At 39.4% G+C, this 18,854-nt stretch carries 19 protein-coding genes; 13 read left to right on the top strand and 6 right to left on the bottom strand.

Features of this window, described 5'->3' with window-relative positions; genetic code table 11:
• Positions 1–69: 69 nt before the first annotated feature.
• Positions 70–951 carry a carbohydrate ABC transporter permease gene (locus JNO66_RS05285; protein WP_203087138.1) on the top strand — a complete coding sequence of 294 codons (882 nt, stop codon included), beginning with the start codon at positions 70–72 and terminating at the stop codon, positions 949–951.
• Positions 932–1,825, top strand: coding sequence for a carbohydrate ABC transporter permease (locus tag JNO66_RS05280; protein WP_246483169.1), 894 nt, complete (start codon positions 932–934; stop codon positions 1,823–1,825). The genes JNO66_RS05285 and JNO66_RS05280 overlap by 20 nt, the downstream gene beginning before the upstream one ends.
• A gap of 187 nt (positions 1,826–2,012) precedes the next feature.
• On the opposite strand, the gene lexA is transcribed toward JNO66_RS05280, so the two are convergent.
• A complete protein-coding gene (gene lexA / locus JNO66_RS05275) occupies positions 2,013–2,642 on the bottom strand; it encodes a transcriptional repressor LexA (RefSeq protein ID WP_203087137.1) in 630 nt (209 codons plus the stop codon).
• Positions 2,643–2,793: 151 nt separating this feature from the next.
• Between lexA and JNO66_RS05270 the strand changes: the two genes are divergently transcribed.
• From JNO66_RS05270 to JNO66_RS05235, 8 genes are all read left to right on the top strand, one after another.
• Positions 2,794–3,024: a hypothetical protein gene (locus JNO66_RS05270; protein WP_203087136.1), complete on the top strand. Its 231-nt coding sequence runs from the start codon at positions 2,794–2,796 to the stop codon at positions 3,022–3,024.
• Positions 3,005–3,682: a YneB family resolvase-like protein gene (locus JNO66_RS05265; RefSeq protein ID WP_203087135.1), complete on the top strand. Its 678-nt coding sequence runs from the start codon at positions 3,005–3,007 to the stop codon at positions 3,680–3,682. Before JNO66_RS05270 ends, JNO66_RS05265 begins: the two co-directional genes overlap by 20 nt.
• An 84-nt stretch (positions 3,683–3,766) precedes the next feature.
• The gene (locus JNO66_RS05260) at positions 3,767–4,006 is read left to right on the top strand and encodes a DUF896 domain-containing protein (RefSeq protein WP_203087134.1); all 240 of its coding nucleotides are present in this window, start codon (positions 3,767–3,769) and stop codon (positions 4,004–4,006) included.
• A 128-nt stretch (positions 4,007–4,134) separates the two neighbouring features.
• A complete protein-coding gene (tkt, locus tag JNO66_RS05255) occupies positions 4,135–6,129 on the top strand; it encodes a transketolase (RefSeq protein ID WP_203087133.1) in 1,995 nt (664 codons plus the stop codon).
• 139 nt (positions 6,130–6,268) lie between these two features.
• The gene (gene sirA, locus JNO66_RS05250; RefSeq protein ID WP_203087132.1) at positions 6,269–6,727 is read left to right on the top strand and encodes a sporulation inhibitor of replication protein SirA; all 459 of its coding nucleotides are present in this window, start codon (positions 6,269–6,271) and stop codon (positions 6,725–6,727) included.
• Positions 6,728–6,828: 101 nt separating this feature from the next.
• Positions 6,829–7,044: a YneF family protein gene (locus tag JNO66_RS05245; protein WP_203087131.1), complete on the top strand. Its 216-nt coding sequence runs from the start codon at positions 6,829–6,831 to the stop codon at positions 7,042–7,044.
• Positions 7,045–7,096: 52 nt separating this feature from the next.
• Entirely contained in the window at positions 7,097–8,854 is a 1,758-nt protein-coding gene (locus JNO66_RS05240; protein ID WP_203087130.1) for an ABC transporter transmembrane domain-containing protein, read from the top strand.
• Positions 8,851–10,638: an ABC transporter ATP-binding protein gene (locus JNO66_RS05235; RefSeq protein ID WP_203087129.1), complete on the top strand. Its 1,788-nt coding sequence runs from the start codon at positions 8,851–8,853 to the stop codon at positions 10,636–10,638. Before JNO66_RS05240 ends, JNO66_RS05235 begins: the two co-directional genes overlap by 4 nt.
• A 12-nt stretch (positions 10,639–10,650) precedes the next feature.
• On the opposite strand, the gene JNO66_RS05230 is transcribed toward JNO66_RS05235, so the two are convergent.
• From JNO66_RS05230 to JNO66_RS05220, 3 genes are all read right to left on the bottom strand, one after another.
• Positions 10,651–10,824: an aspartyl-phosphate phosphatase Spo0E family protein gene (locus JNO66_RS05230; protein WP_203087128.1), complete on the bottom strand. Its 174-nt coding sequence runs from the start codon at positions 10,822–10,824 to the stop codon at positions 10,651–10,653.
• A gap of 112 nt (positions 10,825–10,936) precedes the next feature.
• Positions 10,937–11,371, bottom strand: coding sequence for a DUF2621 domain-containing protein (locus JNO66_RS05225; protein ID WP_203087127.1), 435 nt, complete (start codon positions 11,369–11,371; stop codon positions 10,937–10,939).
• A gap of 32 nt (positions 11,372–11,403) precedes the next feature.
• Complete coding sequence (locus JNO66_RS05220; protein WP_203087126.1) at positions 11,404–11,802, bottom strand: GNAT family N-acetyltransferase; 399 nt, start codon at positions 11,800–11,802, stop codon at positions 11,404–11,406.
• Between the two features lie 62 nt (positions 11,803–11,864).
• Here JNO66_RS05220 and JNO66_RS05215 point away from each other — a divergent pair, with 62 nt between their 5' ends.
• Positions 11,865–12,056, top strand: a complete 192-nt coding sequence (locus JNO66_RS05215) for a hypothetical protein (protein WP_203087125.1) — start codon at positions 11,865–11,867, stop codon at positions 12,054–12,056.
• Positions 12,057–12,117: 61 nt separating this feature from the next.
• Here JNO66_RS05215 and JNO66_RS05210 read toward each other — a convergent pair whose 3' ends face one another.
• Entirely contained in the window at positions 12,118–12,201 is an 84-nt protein-coding gene (locus tag JNO66_RS05210; RefSeq protein WP_203087513.1) for a YjcZ family sporulation protein, read from the bottom strand.
• An 87-nt stretch (positions 12,202–12,288) separates the two neighbouring features.
• On the bottom strand, positions 12,289–12,426 hold the full coding sequence (locus JNO66_RS05205) for a small acid-soluble spore protein P (protein WP_203087124.1): 138 nt from the start codon (positions 12,424–12,426) through the stop codon (positions 12,289–12,291).
• 198 nt (positions 12,427–12,624) lie between these two features.
• Between JNO66_RS05205 and acnA the strand changes: the two genes are divergently transcribed.
• Together acnA and JNO66_RS05195 are read left to right on the top strand one after the other, a co-directional pair.
• Complete coding sequence (acnA, locus tag JNO66_RS05200) at positions 12,625–15,336, top strand: aconitate hydratase AcnA (RefSeq protein WP_203087123.1); 2,712 nt, start codon at positions 12,625–12,627, stop codon at positions 15,334–15,336.
• Positions 15,337–15,505: 169 nt separating this feature from the next.
• The gene (locus tag JNO66_RS05195; RefSeq protein WP_203087122.1) at positions 15,506–18,814 is read left to right on the top strand and encodes an efflux RND transporter permease subunit; all 3,309 of its coding nucleotides are present in this window, start codon (positions 15,506–15,508) and stop codon (positions 18,812–18,814) included.
• The last annotated feature ends 40 nt before the right edge of the window (positions 18,815–18,854 follow it).

Here is an 18,854-nt window from a genome sequence, read left to right as displayed (position 1 = left end):
GCTGAAATGGAGGAGTCAGTGAGTACTCTGACTCCTTTTTAGATGTTCATAGATGAGGAGGAACCACTGATGAATGATTCTAAACGAAAATGGTGGGGCTATTTCTTTATCGCACCCCAGCTTATAGGAATGCTTGCCTTTTCAATTCTTCCTTTAGGGTTTGCCTTTGGCTTAAGCTTTATGAAGTGGGACGGATTTGGAGAGCGTGAGTTTGTTGGTTTTGCCAACTATATAAGTCAATTTAAAGATGATAATTTTATTACGGCACTTGTAAATACAGCCTATTATTCAGTCCTAGTCATACCAGTTGGGATTGCAGCAGCTCTTTTAGTTGCACTTGCTTTAAACAAAGTTAAAGGGAAAACGGTTTACCGTGTCTTTTTCTTTATGCCAGTTGTGACAAGCTCCGTTTCAATCGGGGTAATCTGGATGTGGCTCCTGAACGGGGACATTGGACTCATTAATCAGCTTTTAGCGATGATCGGCATTGATGGTCCGAGTTGGCTTACTGATCGGAATTTAGTTCTACCGTCCATTGCAGGCTTGAGTATTTGGTGGGGCCTAGGTACAAACATGGTCATCTTCTTAGCTGGTCTTCAAGGGATTTCTAGAAGCTATTACGAAGCAGCCGATATTGATGGAGCGTCATCGATTCAAAAGTTCTTGCACATTACCTTTCCACTTCTCTCACCAACCACATTTTTCGTAGCGATCATGTCGGTTATTGGATCCTTTCAAGTATTTGACCAAGCCTATGTCATGACACAGGGTGGGCCAGGTAAGGCAAGTTATACATTGGTTTATCACATTTATGAAACGGCCTTTGGACGAACCGCTTTTGGTCCAAGTACAGCTTCAGCCATGGTACTATTTGCAATTATCTTAATGTTCACGCTGATTCAATTCTCAGTCTCAAGAAAGTGGGTGCACTATGAAGATGGAGGAAGGTAAACCAACGATTCAACAACAACCACCTAAACAAGTGCGTCAAATAAAGAAAACTAAGATACGACCATCTCAAATCGCCCTACACCTTGCATTGATTATTGGATCACTTGTGATGGCAGGACCATTTATTTGGATGGCATTAAGTAGTTTGAAGTCATTTGAACAAATCTTCGCCGTTCCTCCAGTTTGGATTCCAGATCCATTTATGTGGAGTAACATCACAGATTCATTAAGTGCCATGCCGTTTGGTCGAGCTTATTTTAATAGCTTTTATATATCATTTGTTGTTGTATTTAGCCAGTTGCTCACATGTTCAATGGCTGCATATGCATTCGCAAAGATTAAGTTCCCAGGCTCACGTTTTTTATTTGTCGCTTTTCTAGCAACCATGATGGTACCCATGCAGGTCACATTGATTCCTTTATATATCATTATGGATAACATCGGCTGGGTAAACAGCCACCTATCAATTTTGGTCCCGAACGCTCTATTTAATGCATTTGGTGTGTTCTTGCTCAGACAGTTTATTATGGGCATTCCTAAGGAAATGGAAGAAGCGGCTGTTATGGATGGAGCAAACCCGCTTTATATTTATTGGAAAATCATTCTGCCACTTGTAAGACCAGCTCTAGCAGCATTTGGGATTTTCTCGTTTATCGGTATTTGGAACAACTTTATTCAGCCGCTAGTCTTTCTAAGTGACCAGGATTTATATACGGTTCCGCTATTACTAGCAACATTTAAAGGATTATACGTCACAAACTGGCCGCTTATGATGGCGGGAGCAACGATCTCTGTTATACCGGTTCTAGTGATTTACGTATTTGCTCAACGACAGATCATTGAGGGAATTGCATTAACAGGTGTGAAAGGGTAAAAAATAAATGATACATTTGGAACGCTTAGAACGGGTACCTTTATAAGGTATTCGTTTTTTATTCGTGTTCGTTAAACCTCGAAGATAATTTCACATACCGAACTAGAACCAGAAATGTAAATTGAAAACGCAAAAACAAGCATAAAAAAACACGCTAACATCTTTAGTTAGCGTGTAATAATCTAAATCAATGTATCGTCCGAAAGACCCCAATTACTTTACCTAAAATGGTAACAGAAGAAAGAATAATAGGCTCCATTGAAGCATTCTCTGGTTGAAGTCGAATTCGATCTTTTTCCTTGAAGAAACGCTTAACTGTTGCTTCATTCTCATCTGTCATGGCCACGATAATATCTCCATTGTTAGCTGTCTGCTGTTGTCTAACGATGACCATATCCCCATCATAAATTCCAGCCTCTATCATACTTTCCCCTTCAATGACTAAAACATATGTATTATCATCAGCCGTCATATGTTCTGGAAGAGGCAAGTAATCTTCAATACTCTCAATAGCTGTAATAGGAAGACCGGCGGTTACTTTACCAATAATCGGTGCGTAGCTTGCTTGACGCTTAGGGTTTTCACTAGCCCCGATAATATCTTCTAAATCTAGCACTTCAATTGCTCTAGGTTTAGTAGGGTCACGACGGATATAGCCTTTTTTTTCAAGTCTAGATAAATGTCCATGAACTGTAGAGCTTGATGCAAGACCGACTGCTTCGCCAATTTCACGTACAGAAGGTGGATATCCTTTTTTACGGACTTCTACTTTTATAAATCCAAGAATTTCTTCCTGACGCTTAGAAAGTTTTGTCATTCTATTACACTCCTCTTACATTTCCTTTGTAATTAAATCCTACCATACGAACATATGTAACGCAAACATAAGTTCTGAAAATATAGTTGACACAAACGGATGTTCCCTTTATTATAAAAAGCGAACAAACATTCTATTAGAGGTGAGCGATATGAGTAAGAAATGGACAGGACAGGAATTCTTTTTACTTGGAGCAGCCATCATTACACTAGGCCTAATGTATATCACAATTTTACTTCCCAACGAGCAAATTGATCAGCAAATTGTTGATCGTGTTGATGAACAATATGATAATCTTGTAGAAACAGTACCTCCTTCAAATGTAGATTATGCGTACAAATTTAGTAATGGAGCAAAGATTGATGGAAAAACCAAAGAATAGAGTCATTATTTACAGTAGAGTTAGTACGGAAAAAGAAGAGCAGCAAACATCACTTGATCGACAAGAGCAAGAACTTAAATCAATGGTAGAAGAGAAACATTGGACACTTGTTCACTCCATTAAAGAGAAAGCAAGTGGATATGAAATTGACCGAGAAGAAATGCTAACGATACTTGATTTAGCGAAAGAAAAAGCATTTGATATTTTGTTAATACAAGATGAAACGAGACTTGCTAGAGGACATGCCCGGATGGCCCTTTTATATCAGTTAAAGAAATTTGGTATTCACATCTTCACTTTACAGAACCATGAACAATTGCAATTATCAGAAGCTGATGAAATGGTTTTAAGTATTGTATCGATTGTTGAGGAATATCAAAGAAAGCTTCATAATTTAAAGATCCGAAGAGGGATGAAGCGAGCGATGGCTGATGGATATCATCCTGAGCAGAACTTTTCAAGCCTAGGTGGTGGCGGGAGAGATCGATTGGATGTTCCATTACAGGAAATCATTCGTCTAAGAGAACGAGGTCTGGCTTTTTATGATATTTCTGCAACGTTAAAAGGGCTTGGTTATAATTTGTCAAAAGCGACTGTTCATCGTCGGTATCAAGAGTATGTGAAACAAAAAGAATTAGAGTCAAACGCGCGCAACTAAGTCTGAGCAGTGAAGTTGAAGGTTTTTATCTTACGTGATAACATTATGATCAAATGAGTCGTTTCTAGAAAGTGAGTGTTTATCATGCTACATCAAGATAAATTAAATCGAATTAATCAACTTGCTAAAAAAGCTAAAGATAGTGGACTGACTCTCTCTGAAGCCAAAGAACAAAAAGAGCTTCGTGCTGAGTATCTTAAAGGGTTCCGCAAGTCCTTTGAAAATCAACTTCACTCCGTGAAAGTTGTTGATGAAGAAGGAACAGATGTGACTCCTGAAGCATTAAAAGAAAGTAAAAAACGTTTAAATGGTCATACTCATTAAAGACTACTTTTAAAAGTGGTCTTTTTTACAAACATTCATAGTTGTCTGACCTTGTGAAATTGACGGGAATTGTATATGATGAGTGAGAAATAAGAAAATTGATGTATTACAGGAGGATGAACATACATATGTCTACAAATGCAGAAATAGTTGCAATTAACACCATTCGTACATTGTCGATTGATAGTGTAGAAAAAGCGAATTCTGGTCACCCGGGAATGCCAATGGGTGCTGCGCCAATGGCTTTTGCCTTATGGACTAAGTTTATGAATCATAATCCAAGTAACCCAGAGTGGAGCAACCGCGATCGTTTTGTACTGTCAGCAGGTCATGGTTCGATGCTTTTATATAGCTTGTTACATCTAACAGGGTACGATTTAAGTCTTGATGATCTTCAACAGTTTAGACAATTAGGAAGCCGTACACCTGGACACCCTGAGTATGGTCATACGCCTGGCGTTGAAGCTACAACTGGTCCACTTGGACAAGGTGTGGCGATGGCAGTTGGTATGGCAATGGCTGAAAGACATCTAGCAGCTACTTATAACAAAGATAACTTTTCCGTTGTAGACCATTTCACCTATAGTATTTGTGGAGATGGAGATCTAATGGAAGGGATCTCAGCTGAGGCAGCATCACTAGCTGGACATCTTAAATTAGGACGTTTAATCGTTCTTTACGATTCAAATGATATTTCACTGGATGGAGACTTACACCACTCTTTCTCTGAAAGTGTGGAAGATCGTTATAAAGCTTATGGCTGGCAAGTCATTCGCGTAGAAGATGGAAATGATGTCACGGAAATTTCCAATGCAATTGAACAAGCAAAAACAGATGACCGTCCAACATTAATTGAAGTAAAAACAACAATTGGTTTTGGTTCACCTAACAAGTCTGGTAAATCTGCTTCGCATGGTTCACCACTAGGTGCTGATGAGGTGAAATTAACAAAAGAAGCCTACGCTTGGGACTATGAAGGTGACTTCTATATTCCTAGTGAAGCGGCAGAGTTATTTGCTCGAGTTGTAGAAGAGGGCGCAGATAAAGAAAAAGAATGGAATCAATTATTTGAACAATATGAGCAAACATACCCAGAGCTTGCAAAAGAATTCAAACTTGCAATGGCTGGTGAGCTTCCAGAAGGCTGGGATCAAGAAGCTCCAGTTCATGAAGTAGGTACAAGTGTTGCAAGCCGTGCTTCTGCTGGTCAAGCATTAAATGCATTTGCTAAACACATACCACAATTGTTTGGTGGATCTGCTGACTTAGCTGGATCAAATAACACGACGTTAAAAGGACAAGATAACTTCAGCCGTGATCAATACGATGGCCGTAATATCTGGTTCGGAGTACGTGAATTTGCTATGGGTGCTGCATTAAATGGTATGGCATTACATGGAGGACTTAAAGTATTTGGTGGAACATTCTTTGTGTTCTCTGATTACTTACGCCCAGCTATTCGTTTAGCTGCATTAATGGGTCTCCCTGTTACGTATGTATTCACACATGACAGTATTGCTGTAGGGGAAGATGGACCAACTCACGAACCGGTAGAACAGCTTGCAGCGCTTAGAGCTATGCCGAATCTGTCAATTATTCGTCCTGCTGATGGAAATGAAGCAACTGCTGCATGGAAATTAGCCCTTGAATCAACAAATCAGCCTACAGCTCTCGTTTTAAGTCGTCAAAACCTTCCTACACTAGAAGGAACGGCTGAGCATGCATATGAGGGTACGAAAAAAGGTGCGTATGTGATTGATCAAGCTGATGGCGAAGCGCAGGTTCTACTTCTTGCATCTGGTTCTGAAGTTGGCCTTGCTGTAGAAGCGAAAAAAGAGCTTGAGAAAGATGGCATCCGTGTAAGTGTTGTAAGTATGCCAAGTTGGGATCGCTTTGAAGCTCAATCAAAAGAGTACAAACAAAGTGTGATTCCAAAACATATCAAGGCTCGTCTAGGTATTGAAGTTGGGTCTTCATTAGGATGGGATCGTTATGTAGGCGATGAAGGGGATATTCTTGCCATTGACCGTTTCGGTGCATCTGGTAAAGGATCTGAAATCCTTGCTGAATATGGTTTCACCGTTGAGAATGTTGTAGCTAAAGCGAAAGCTCTGCTTCAATAATGACAGAAGAGGTAGTCAAATAGGACTGCCTCTTTTTTTATGACAAGCATCGACCAATTCTTCGACAGTAAGAAACAGCCTTTTTAATATGAGTTATGTATACTTGGCAAACATACTGTATATAAGAGGAGGGGTTCAATTGAGAAGCTACCAATTGTATCTACTAGATGAAGCTATTGTGAATCGATACTATGGGCAGGAAATTAAGCTTTTTAATTTATTTTGTGAGCGTTTTACTGCAGATCACTCGTTAAAGCTCCTACTTACAAAACAAGTTGAATATATCACGAAGCCACTACCAACTAAAGATGTATCAAATATTCTTATGCAGGAAGATTATTATCTAAGTAGTGAGAGGTTAGATTTATCAACATTTCGAATGGAGCATCGATCATCAGGCAGCTGGATAGATGTTAAAATTAAAGATCAACACCTTTTACTCTTAGCATTTGGCAAGCTTGAGATCGAGACGCGTCTATTTGAGAGGTTGAAGGAGTTAAATACGTATTTCTTTGCCGTGAACGTAGGACAAAAGCGTTTTGGGTGGCTGGGTCCAATAAAAAAAGTACAAGCCTTCCAAAATAGCCATTCTATTTGAAAACCTTTCCTTTAAATGCGTTCCAACTTAAGATATAATAGATGAGGATGTACGGAGCGATTCCGTCGTTTGATTTAGTTTGAAGGAGGACGTTCACCGAAATGTGGATTCATATTATTGGTTATACAGTAGCTGTTCTTGCTGGACTAGCTATCGGATTCTTTGTTGCTCGTAAAACAATGATGTCTTACTTGAAAAAGAACCCGCCTATCAATGAACAAATGCTACGTGTAATGATGATGCAAATGGGACAAAACCCATCACAGAAAAAGATTAATCAAATGATGAAAGCTATGCAGAAGCAGCAAACCAAATAAATGATGCAAGCACCTCTAAATGAGGTGTTTTCTGCGTTAGAAGGGGGATCATGTGCGAGTTTATAGAGACTTGTGGTGGTTTTTTAAAGAAGAGAAAAAAGCGTATATCCTTGGGATTTTTGTTTTAGTCGTTGTTTCTTTACTTGTTCTTGTACCGCCCTATATCATTGGGCAAATTGTTGATGGGATAAACGAATCAACATTAACTCGCTCCTCCCTCACTCAGTGGATTTTATTGTTACTCTCTGTGGGGGTCATTACATATGGTCTGAGATACGTTTGGCGAATTATGATTTTTGGAGCATCTATTCGGCTTGCCAGAACAATTCGCAATCAATTATATGAACACTTCACCAAAATGTCGAGTCGATTTTATCAACGGTTTAAAACTGGTGATTTAATGGCTCATGCTACAAATGATGTGAGAGCTGTGCAAATGACGGCAGGCCAAGGGGTATTGACGATTGTGGACTCACTCACAATGGGTGGGGTGGTCGTTTTAACAATGGCCATCGTCATTGACTGGAAATTAACACTGATCACATTATCTCCTATGCCACTTATGGCTCTATTAACAAATTATTATGGTGGTTTATTACATAGACGATTTAGAGATGCACAGAAGTCGTTTTCTGAATTAAATGACAACGTCCAAGGTGCGATAAGTGGGGTAAGAGTAACAAAAGCATTTGGACAAGAACAGGCTGAAACAGAACAATTTAAAAAGAAATCGTTGGATGTTGTGTTTAAAAACATGAGGGTGGCACGAATTGACGCATTATTCTCACCAACTATTTCGTTAATTGTTGGAATCTGTTACTTTCTTGCCATTGTATTTGGTGCTCGATCGGTTGTAAACGGAACATTAACGATTGGTGAACTAACTAGTTTCACTGTTTACTTATCCCTTTTAATTTGGCCTATGCTTGCTCTTGGGATGTTTTTTAATACGGTTGAACGTGGTCGCGCTTCTTACGATCGTATAAGAGCATTACTTGCTGAACAAGAAACGATTTTTGAAGAACCAGATGCACATGATCAGCTAGTTGATGGGACAATTGACGTACAGATCGATTCCTTTGAATATCCTGGTTCATCACAAGCCGTATTAAATAAAATGAATGTCACAATTAAAAAAGGTCAAACCATTGGAATCGTTGGAAAAACAGGAAGTGGAAAAACAACGCTGCTTCGTTTGTTACAAAGAGAATATGATGTAACAGAAGGACAAATTAAGATAGACGGAATTCCATTACATAAGTGGCGACTCAAGCGAGTAAAAGAGATGTACGGAACGGTACCACAGGATCATTTTTTATTTTCAGCAAGCATTGCAGAAAATGTGGCTTTCGCTAATCCAAAGGCATCTATGACTGAGATCATTAAAGCCTGCCAGCTCGCTAATATACATAAAGATATCATTGGGTTCAAAAATGGTTATGACACGTTAGTTGGAGAACGTGGTGTCACACTATCAGGAGGTCAAAAACAACGCATCTCTATTGCTCGTGCGCTTGTTTCTAACCCAAATGTACTTATGATGGATGACGCCCTGTCAGCTGTGGATGCAGCGACAGAGGAAGAAATTCTAAAACAATTAAAAGCCCACCGGAAATACAGTACAAATATTATAACAGCTCACCGACTCAGTGCGATCCATCATGCTGATATCATTTTAGTGTTAAGTAAAGGGGAAGTTGTTGAACGAGGAACACATCATGAATTAATGAATCAGTCAGGGTGGTACTTTACGATGTATAACCAGCAGCAGCTTGAGTATGTTGTTGAGAAGGGAGGGAAGGATGCGTGAAACATGAAGATCGAGTCCTAACAAGTAAAGACCAGAAGCAACTCTTATACAGATTGTTACGGTATACGAAGCCACATCGGGTGAAAATCATTTTTGCGTTATCCTTACTCGGGATAGGGACGGCAGCCGAATTGCTAGGACCAATCCTGGTTAAAATCTTTATTGATGATTACTTAACAGTAGGTGAATTTCCTTTTTCGCCTTTATTAACCCTAGCAATTGTTTATATTGTTTTGCACGTTGGAGGGGTGATTGCTACCTATATTCAAGGATTAATGTTCCAAGAAGTGGCGTTAAACATTATACAAAAGCTTAGGCTTGATGTATTTGAAAATGTTCAAAAATTGGGGTTGTCTTTTTTTGACCGTACGCCTGCAGGTGGTTTGATCTCACGCATTACAAATGATACAGAATCAATTAAAGATTTGTATATGAGTGTGTTAGCCGTGTTCGTTCAAAATTTTTTATTTCTGTTCGGAACGTTTATCGCAATGTTCTATTTAAATGCAACACTGGCACTCTATTGTCTGATTTTTTTACCGATGATCTTATTGCTAATGAAAATATACCGTTCAATGAGTGCGAAATTTTATGCAGACTTAAGCGGCAGGCTTAGTCAACTAAATGGGAAGATGAATGAATCAATCCAAGGAATGGCGATTGTTCAAATGTTTAGGCAGGAAAAAAGGCTTAGAGGCGAATTTAAAGAGGTCAATGAAGGGCACACAATTGCAGGACTTAAAGCGATGAAAATTGATGGGCTACTCCTAAGGCCAATGGTTGATATTTTAGCTATTCTTGCTTTAGTCATTGTGCTAGGATTCTTTGGCATTCAATCGTTCCAAACAACTGTTGAAATTGGTGTGGTTTATGCATTTGTAAACTATTTGGATCGATTCTTTGAGCCAGTTAATCAAATTATGATGCGCCTTTCGATGTATCAGCAGGCAATCGTATCTGCTGGTCGAGTATTTACATTAATGGATCACAACGAGTATGCCCCTTCTGAAAAACAGGTATTGACCGAGTATACAGAAAGTCAAAGTAGCATCGAGTTTAGGAACGTTACATTCTCATATGATCAAGAAACGGACGTGTTAAAAAATATTTCATTTAAAGTGAACAAAGGAGAAACATTAGCGTTAGTAGGACATAGCGGAAGTGGGAAAAGTTCAATTGTGAATCTTCTTATGAGGTTTTATGACCTTGAAAAAGGGACAATCTATATTGACGGTCAGCCTTTATCCACTTATTCAAACCATGAACTTAGGTCAAAGCTGGGATTAGTCTTACAGGATTCATTTCTATATAGCGGGACCATTGCTTCAAATATTACCTTAGAACGTCCAACTGTCTCAAAAGAGGCTGCTATGGATGCGGCAGAACTTGTTGGAGCTAAAGACTTTATTGAGAGACTGCCTAATGCGTGGGAAACAGAAGTCGCGGAGAGAGGTTCAACACTTTCTGGAGGACAGAGGCAGCTTATCTCTTTTGCGCGTACAATGGCTCATAACCCAAGTATTCTCATTATGGATGAAGCAACTGCGAACATCGATACAGAAACAGAAGAAGTCATACAAGCTGCACTTCGGAACATGCAAGAGAATCGAACGACAATTGCCATCGCTCATCGTCTTTCAACGATAAAAGATGCCGACTACATCCTCGTTCTTCATCAAGGTGAATGTGTAGAGCAAGGCAATCATCATCAGCTTCTTCAGATGAATGGGCTCTACAAAAAAATGTATGAGCTTCAAAAAGGCTCAGACACGATTGTCTCATAATCAAAACGCACCTCATCGCAAGTGGGATGGGGTGCGTTTGTTTTCTTTATCATATTGGTTAAGAAGCTTGTCTAGTTCTTGACTGATTTTTAATACATTTGAAGAGCTTAAGCCATTCGATCGAGACGCCACAAGAAGCTGTTGGCGTTTCATTTCTATAATTTCATGTAAGGAATGCTTCACCATGTTAGACGTCCCTTCTCTACTAAACTACAATCAAGGGTACTCATAATCGTACGATTTGACAATGAATAAATAACGAACAAACCATGTAAAATTGTTATCTGATCTAAAAAAGTTATGAGGAATGCTCAAGTAAGTGTTTGTAAGGTGTCATATCAATTTGCTTTTTCTGTAATGTTTTTATAAGAAACTTGTGGTCACGCTTAGGTGTTGCGAGTATATAGCCTCTAATCATATGCGGCTCAGTAATGGAAGTCGCATCTTCCTCTAAAGCGATCTGACTAATCTTTCCAGCAATTTTTCCTTTAGCGACATCACGAAACAATTCAGGTACTGGTTCAACTAGTTCGTTTAATAACTGCTTTTGTGGCTCGTCCCAAAGAGGAAGCGCTTTATCAATATAATAATCCTGCCAATCGAGAATTGATTTACCATCTTCTTTAGGTAAACGCTTAAGGAATTTTCGAAACATAAAGTATCCACCGATAAACATAATAGTTATAAGAAAAAGAGTCCAAAAGACAATAAACCACATAAACCAATCAGACATGCCGGTTCATCAACCTTTCTTTAATCATGTAATTACTTCTTACGCGGGTTATAAAATGCATGATGAGCAGGCGTTAAGCCGACTCGCGGATAATAATCCATGGCATTTGGTGCTGACAATAAAACGAGACTACATGAATCACCAATCTCCTTTTTTGTTTGTTCGATAAGTTCACGCCCAATTCCTGCAGATTGATACTCTTTTCGAACAGCTAAATCCGAAAGATAGCAGCAATAGCAAAAGTCAGTTAAAGACCGAGCGATCCCAACAAGTTTCTTGTCATCGCGAACAGAAATCAAAAGAGGGGCGGCATCAATCATTTGCTGAATTCTTGCTAGATCTGAGATTGGACGTTTAATGCCTGATGATTCAAAAACGTCTGCTACTTCTTGAGCAGTAACAGAAGCGTTTACATAATATGATAGTTGCATAGGTCCACTTCCTCTACTAAGATAAAGTTAATCTTAGAATAACATAGAAATAGGTGAAGACAATGACAAATGAGCAAGCGGTGTCTCTTTTAGAGGACTTAAGAAGTCATAACATACAAGAATTAAAAATAGAAAAAGAAGATTTCCTTACATTTAGACAAGCATTAATGAAAGCAGAGGATGTGTCGAATTTTCGGGGTGTAGCGAAGCATCATGGAATAACGATTTACACATATGAACCAAATTGGTCTTAACGTTAAACAGAGGGTGTGCGAGTACGCACACCCTCTGTATCTATTTACGTATGTGAGCATTTTATAACCAGCTAGCACCAACAATCACTAGAAGAATAAAAAGCACAACGATTAGCGCGAAACCACTTCCGTTTTCATAACCCATATAAAGCACCTCCTTCTTACATGGATAGTACAGTATATGCAATCCCCAAAAAAACGGACTGTATCTAACGCCTAAAAAGAGATCAAGTTACCCTTCACCGTTCGTTTGATTCACGTGATTCGCTTTTTTAACTTTTTTAGAACCACTTAATGGCTTTGGTTGTCCGCCTCGTTGACCTTGGCCAGCATTACTTCGAATGTCTTTTGCGTTATGGCGCTCTGTCATCATTATCCTCCTAATGTTTAAATGTTTAATGTTTTCATTTTAGTATTTACGTGAAAAATGGTTTCTAATCTGACCTTTTTTTGCTATTCTATTTAGGGGGAGCGAATGAATACATATTAAAGCGCTTTCTAAAAAAGTCACACATTTAGACAATATTGTCGATCTAAGGTAAGATAGTTTGGAGAAGGAGGGTCTAACATGTCAAAAAGTAACGATGTTTTTAATGCACGTTCTTCCTTTCAAAGCGGGGGAGAAACCTACCACTATTATGCACTTGAAGCCCTAGAAAAGGCTGGTCTTGGTGAAATTAGCAAGCTACCTTTTTCAGTAAGAGTGCTCCTTGAATCCGTACTACGTCAATATGACGACTATGTGATTAAAAAAGAGCATGTTGAAAACTTAGCGCAATGGGGAACGTCAGGTCAAAAAGAAATTGATGTTCCATTTAAACCTGCTCGAGTGATTCTTCAGGATTTCACAGGAGTTCCTGCAGTTGTAGACTTAGCTGCACTTAGACAAGCTATGTCAAAATTAGGCGGCGATCCTGCGGTTATTAACCCTGAAATTCCGGTTGATCTAGTCATTGACCACTCGGTTCAAGTTGATAAGTTCGGAACGGATGACTCATTAGCATTTAATATGAATCTTGAATTCGAACGTAATGAAGAACGTTATGAATTCTTAAATTGGGCAAAAAAAGCGTTTGATAATTATCAAGCGGTTCCACCTGCAACAGGTATCGTTCACCAAGTGAACTTAGAATATCTTGCAAACGTTGTTCAAGCAGTTAAACAAGGTGAGGAAACGGTTGCTTTCCCTGATACTCTTGTTGGAACAGACTCCCATACAACCATGATTAATGGTATTGGTGTACTTGGTTGGGGTGTTGGAGGAATTGAAGCTGAAGCAGGAATGCTTGGACAGCCTTCTTACTTCCCTGTACCTGAAGTTGTAGGGGTTAAATTTGTTGGAAATCTAGCAAGCGGTACCACAGCTACTGATATCGCGTTAAAGGTAACACAAGTTCTTCGTGAGAAAAAGGTTGTAGGGAAGTTTGTTGAGTTCTTTGGACCAGGACTTTCTGAAATGCCACTAGCTGATCGCGCGACCATTTCAAACATGGCTCCAGAGTACGGTGCAACATGTGGATTCTTCCCGGTTGATACGGAAGCTCTTGATTATATGAGATTAACAGGCCGCGATGAAAAACAAATTCAGCTTGTTGAAGATTATAACAAAGCCAACGGCCTATTCTACGTACCAGGCGAAACAGCTGATCCGACGTACACAGATATCGTTGAGATTGATTTATCTGAAATCGAAGCAAATCTTTCAGGTCCTAAGCGTCCTCAAGATTTGATTAAGCTTACAGATATGCAATCACAGTTTAAAAAAGCAGTTGTTGCTCCTTCTGGTACACAAGGACTTGGTCTCGACAAAAAAGAATTTGATAAAGTCGTTGATGTGCAGTATAAGGATGGACGTCAAGCAACAATGAAAACGGGTGCAATTGCCATTGCAGCCATTACAAGTTGTACAAACACTTCCAACCCTTACGTAATGCTTGGTGCTGGTCTTGTTGCGAAAAAGGCAGTAGAACGTGGCTTAACAGTTCCTGAGTATGTGAAAACATCTCTTGCGCCAGGTTCTAAGGTTGTAACAGGATATCTTGCTAAAGCAGGACTTCAATCGTATATGGATACACTTGGATTTAATAATGTTGGATACGGCTGTACAACATGTATCGGTAACTCTGGACCACTTGAACTTGAAGTGGAAGATGCCATCTCTTCAAATGACCTAACTGTTACTTCTGTGCTTTCAGGTAACCGTAACTTTGAAGGACGTATTCACCCACTAGTGAAAGCAAACTATCTAGCTTCCCCGCCTTTAGTTGTGGCTTATGCATTAGCAGGTACTGTTGATGTTGATCTGAAGAATGATCCACTTGGCAAAGACCAAGACGGAAATGACGTTTTCTTCAAAGATATCTGGCCTTCAACTGAAGAAGTGAAGCAAGTAGTTGCCCAAACAGTGACTCCAGAGCTATTTAAAGAACAGTATGCAGATGTTTTCACTGCAAACCAACGTTGGAATGAAATTGAAACAACAGATGATTCTCTGTACAAATGGGATGAGGATTCAACGTACATTGCAGATCCTCCTTATTTTGAAGGATTGACACAAGAGCCTCAGGATATTCATTCTCTGTCTGATCTTCGTGTAATCTGTAAATTTGGTGACTCCGTAACAACGGACCATATTTCACCAGCAGGCGCAATTGGTAAAACAACGCCAGCAGGGAAATACCTAATGGACAAAGGTGTTGAGCCTCGTGACTTCAACTCTTATGGTTCTAGACGTGGTCATCATGAAGTGATGATGCGTGGAACGTTTGCAAACATTCGTATTCGTAACGAAGTAGCACCTGGTACGGAAGGTGGCTTCACAACATATTGGCCAACTGAAGAAGTTATGCCAATTTACGATGCAGCAATGAAGTACAAAGATTCTCAAACAGGACTTGCCATTCTTGCAGGAAAAGATTATGGAATGGGAAGCTCAAGAGACTGGGCTGCAAAAGGAACAAACTTACTTGGAATTAAAACAGTTATTGCAGAGAGTTACGAGCGTATTCACCGTAGTAACCTTGTGTTAATGGGTGTTCTTCCATTGCAATATAAAGATGGAGAAAACGCTGAATCTCTAGGACTAACTGGAAGAGAAGCAATTAGTGTTGATATTACGAACGATGTGAAACCACGTGAGCATGTAACTGTAACGGCTACTGCTGAAGACGGTAAAGTCACTACGTTTGAAGCACTTGTTCGCTTTGACAGTGAAGTAGACGTAGACTACTATCGCCATGGTGGTATTCTGCCAATGGTCCTTCGCAGTAAACTAGCTTAATTTACTTCATTAAAAGAACAGTCTGTTGCTCAGACTGTTCTTTTTTTTGTACAAATTTTATTCACAAGTACTTAAGAGGTTTTTAGTTTTAAAAAGCAGGGAATGTATGTATAGTTGGACTAGGAACATAGAGAATACATAAAAATTGGAAGATGGAGGATACGTTTATATGATCAATTTTTCGATCCGAAGGCCTATTTTTACCTTAGTAGGAATGGTCCTATTCATTATCATTGGTATAGTGGCACTGACGAGGTTGCCGCTACAATTATTTCCCGAAATTAACCCTCCTGTAGCCGCTGTTATCACGAGTTACAGTGATGTGAACCCGAACGAAATAGAAGATACAGTTACAATACCCCTCGAACAACAATTATCAACAACCTCTGGTTTAAAGAATATGACCTCTAATTCAATGGAAGGCACTTCCATGATTATCCTTGAGTTTGACTGGTCGACAAATATTGAAGATGTAGAATTAGATATTATTAACACACTACGAGGTGCAAACCTCCCCTCAGATGCAAACGAACCAAGTTTTGTAAAATTTGATCCATCCATGATGCCTCTGATTCAAATGGCTGTTACTTCAAACGCCGATTTAGTTGATTTTCAAGACAAAGTATCTGATCTTGAGGATGAACTCATTCGTATACCTGGTGTAGCGAGCGTTGGGGAAAGCGGTAGTTTATCAGAAGAAATACAAGTAGATCTTGATCCAGCATCATTAGAGGAAGCAGGATTAAGTCAAGGTGAGATTGTTTCAGCGATTCAAGCTAGTGATATCTCTCTCCCAGGTGGAACGGTAAAAAGAGATGATTTAAGTTTAACAACGAGAGTCGTAAAAGAGCTCTCAAATGTCGAAGAATTAGAAGAGCTAGTTGTAGGTGTTAATTCTACAGGAGATGAACTGATTTTAACGGACGTGGCAGAGGTAAGGGTAGCCCTTGAAGATCAAGAAGTACTTACACGATCTAATCAACAAGAAGCAATTGAACTGAGTATCATGCCAGAGTCTGGTGCAAACACAGTTCAGATTTCAAATGCTGTTAATGATCAACTTGAAGAATTGCTTCTTGACTCTGAATATGAGGATCTTGAAGCCGCAATTCTTTATGATGAAGGAGATTTTATATCTGCCTCGATTGATAGTGTAACAAGTGCAATGATTTATGGTGGTCTTCTGGCCATGGTTGTTTTGTTATTCTTTTTACGCAACCTTAAGACTCCTTTTATTGTAGGAATTGCTATTCCTTTCTCAGTTATCGTTACATTTGGATTCATGTTTTTTGCAGACATCGGCCTGAACATTATGAGCTTGGGTGGACTGGCGCTTGGTATTGGGATGTTAGTAGATAATGCCATTGTTGTTATTGAAAATATTTATCGTCATCTGTCCATGAAAAAAGAACCAAGGCAGGCTGCATTCGACGGGACTAAAGAAGTAAGTGGAGCGATTATAGCATCAACGCTTACAACTGTTTCTGTCTTCTTACCGATTGTATTTATAAGTGGAATTGTAGGCGATTTGTTTAAGGAATTAGCCTACACGGTTTCATTTAGTTTAATTGCATCCTTACTCGTTGCTTTAACAGTTGTACCGATGCTCGCAAGCCGTTTGCTTAAAAAACCAAATGAGGAAACAGAGTCTAAACGTCGAACATCTAGAGTGATGGAAGGGTTAAGACATTCAACAATTTGGTCATTAAAACATCGATTTACGGTGCTTGCCATTACGTTTGTTCTATTAGTAGGTGGAATAGTTGGTTTAACAACTGTTGGAACTGAGTTAATTCCAGATAGTGACCAAGGTTCATTCTTTGTAGACATTGAGTTAGAGCCTGGGACAAGTTTAGAACGAACGCAAGAGGCCGTTGAGTCAGTCGAAGAGATTTTAGACGGGTATCGAGAAATTGAGAACTATGTAAGTACTGCAGGCTCTAGTGATAATCAGATGATGGGCGGAAGTAACTCCAGCTATACGGCTGAAATTACCGTATCAATGGTCGACCCAGATGATCGAAATCAAAGCACGGCCGCCTTCTTAGAGTCGATTGAGCGTGAAATTGAGCGTGCTGATTCCGATGCTGAGATAAGAGCATATACAGCTTCTGCCGCATTTGGAGGCGAAGCAAATACGCTGCAATTTACGTTAACTGATTCAAATCAAGAGAGACTGTATGAAGAGGCTGATGAATTACAAGCTGAATTAAATGACGAACGATTGGTTCGTGATATTGAATTAAGTATAGAAGAACAAGTACCAGAAATTCTTCTTACCATTGATGAAGAGGCAGCACGTTCTAATGGTTTGACACCATCTGAAATTGCGCAACAGGTAAATACAGCGACAAGAGGAGAAGTAGCAACAGTTATTGAAGAGCAAGAGCAATTCTTAGAAGTGATTGTTCGTCTTGCTCCGGAGTCAACAGAAAGTACTGAGGAACTCGAGAATCTTAATATCCGTAATGCGGAAGGTGAATTCATTACCTTAAATGAAGTGGCTTCGATTGATGAGGGGATGAGCGCTGCATCCATTCAACGATTAAACCAAGAAGGTGCGGTTGAATTCACAGTTACGTACACTGAAGCAAGTAATCTTAGTGCCATTCGTTCAGCGGTTGATACGATCGTAGAAGACATTGAGCTTGATGAAGCAACTACGTTTACGTATGGTGGGGAACAAGAGATATTAGATGATTCGATTAATAGTATGATTTTAGCTATTGTACTAGCAGCCATTTTCATCTATTTAATAATGGCAGCACAATTTGAATCGTTGAAGTTACCATTTATTATCATGTTTACAGTCCCACTTGTTGTCATTGGTTTGTCGATTGCGCTTGTGGTCACTCAAACAGCGATCGGTATTACAACATTTATCGGTTTAATCATTTTGCTTGGTATTGTTGTAAACAACGGGATTGTCATGCTTGATTTCGTAAACCAGATGAAGGAAAAGGGAATGTCTACGTATCAAGCATTAATTGAATCTGTTCAGCTTCGTACAAGACCGATTGTTATGACATCTGCAACGACGATTCTTGGGATGGTGCCATTATCCCTTGCTATCGGAGAGGGGTCCGAATTCCAACAACCAATGGCGATTGCCATCATTGGAGGATTGATTAGTGGAACGCTTTTAACACTGTTTGTTATTCCAGTTGTCTATAGTTTGCTTGATAAAGAAACAAGACGGAGACAGAATTATGTAACTACGGTTGAGGGAGATTATTATGAAGTTCCTGAGCCAAAGCACTTGTCACAAAGCCAACAAGAGACACCTACATTACCAGAAATAAATGAAGAAGAGGAAGCAACAACACAGAAACCTTCTACGCAGCAGACTGATGAAAATGCTATGCCATCAGACGAAGAAACGAAGAAATCAAACGAAGCATCTAATCTCTCAAAAGATGAAATTTTAGATGCACTTGAAGATCTTCTTAAAAACAGACGAAAAGACTCTGATGAGTAAGTCTTATTTTGGATAAAAAGAGACGTCTAGGCAATCCTAT

The organism is Alkalicoccobacillus gibsonii (assembly GCF_016798245.1).
Taxonomy (GTDB): domain Bacteria; phylum Bacillota; class Bacilli; order Bacillales; family Bacillaceae_D; genus Alkalicoccobacillus; species Alkalicoccobacillus gibsonii.
The sequence above is the reverse complement of the archived record's forward strand: the minus strand, read 5'-3'. Positions and strand labels throughout refer to the sequence as shown.

What these genes read in the sequence shown, in the direction of transcription:
- acnA (WP_203087123.1), top strand. Translation starts at nt 12,625, where the DNA reads ATGTCAAAAAGTAACGATGTTTTTAATGCACGTTCTTCCTTTCAAAGC.
- JNO66_RS05265 (WP_203087135.1), top strand. Translation starts at nt 3,005, where the DNA reads ATGGAAAAACCAAAGAATAGAGTCATTATTTACAGTAGAGTTAGTACG.
- lexA (WP_203087137.1), bottom strand. Translation starts at nt 2,642, where the DNA reads ATGACAAAACTTTCTAAGCGTCAGGAAGAAATTCTTGGATTTATAAAA.
- JNO66_RS05285 (WP_203087138.1), top strand. Translation starts at nt 70, where the DNA reads ATGAATGATTCTAAACGAAAATGGTGGGGCTATTTCTTTATCGCACCC.
- JNO66_RS05270 (WP_203087136.1), top strand. Translation starts at nt 2,794, where the DNA reads ATGAGTAAGAAATGGACAGGACAGGAATTCTTTTTACTTGGAGCAGCC.
- JNO66_RS05210 (WP_203087513.1), bottom strand. Translation starts at nt 12,201, where the DNA reads ATGGGTTATGAAAACGGAAGTGGTTTCGCGCTAATCGTTGTGCTTTTT.
- tkt (WP_203087133.1), top strand. Translation starts at nt 4,135, where the DNA reads ATGTCTACAAATGCAGAAATAGTTGCAATTAACACCATTCGTACATTG.
- JNO66_RS05260 (WP_203087134.1), top strand. Translation starts at nt 3,767, where the DNA reads ATGCTACATCAAGATAAATTAAATCGAATTAATCAACTTGCTAAAAAA.
- JNO66_RS05195 (WP_203087122.1), top strand. Translation starts at nt 15,506, where the DNA reads ATGATCAATTTTTCGATCCGAAGGCCTATTTTTACCTTAGTAGGAATG.
- JNO66_RS05245 (WP_203087131.1), top strand. Translation starts at nt 6,829, where the DNA reads ATGTGGATTCATATTATTGGTTATACAGTAGCTGTTCTTGCTGGACTA.
- JNO66_RS05220 (WP_203087126.1), bottom strand. Translation starts at nt 11,802, where the DNA reads ATGCAACTATCATATTATGTAAACGCTTCTGTTACTGCTCAAGAAGTA.
- JNO66_RS05225 (WP_203087127.1), bottom strand. Translation starts at nt 11,371, where the DNA reads ATGTCTGATTGGTTTATGTGGTTTATTGTCTTTTGGACTCTTTTTCTT.
- JNO66_RS05230 (WP_203087128.1), bottom strand. Translation starts at nt 10,824, where the DNA reads ATGGTGAAGCATTCCTTACATGAAATTATAGAAATGAAACGCCAACAG.
- JNO66_RS05205 (WP_203087124.1), bottom strand. Translation starts at nt 12,426, where the DNA reads ATGACAGAGCGCCATAACGCAAAAGACATTCGAAGTAATGCTGGCCAA.
- JNO66_RS05280 (WP_246483169.1), top strand. Translation starts at nt 932, where the DNA reads ATGAAGATGGAGGAAGGTAAACCAACGATTCAACAACAACCACCTAAA.
- JNO66_RS05215 (WP_203087125.1), top strand. Translation starts at nt 11,865, where the DNA reads ATGACAAATGAGCAAGCGGTGTCTCTTTTAGAGGACTTAAGAAGTCAT.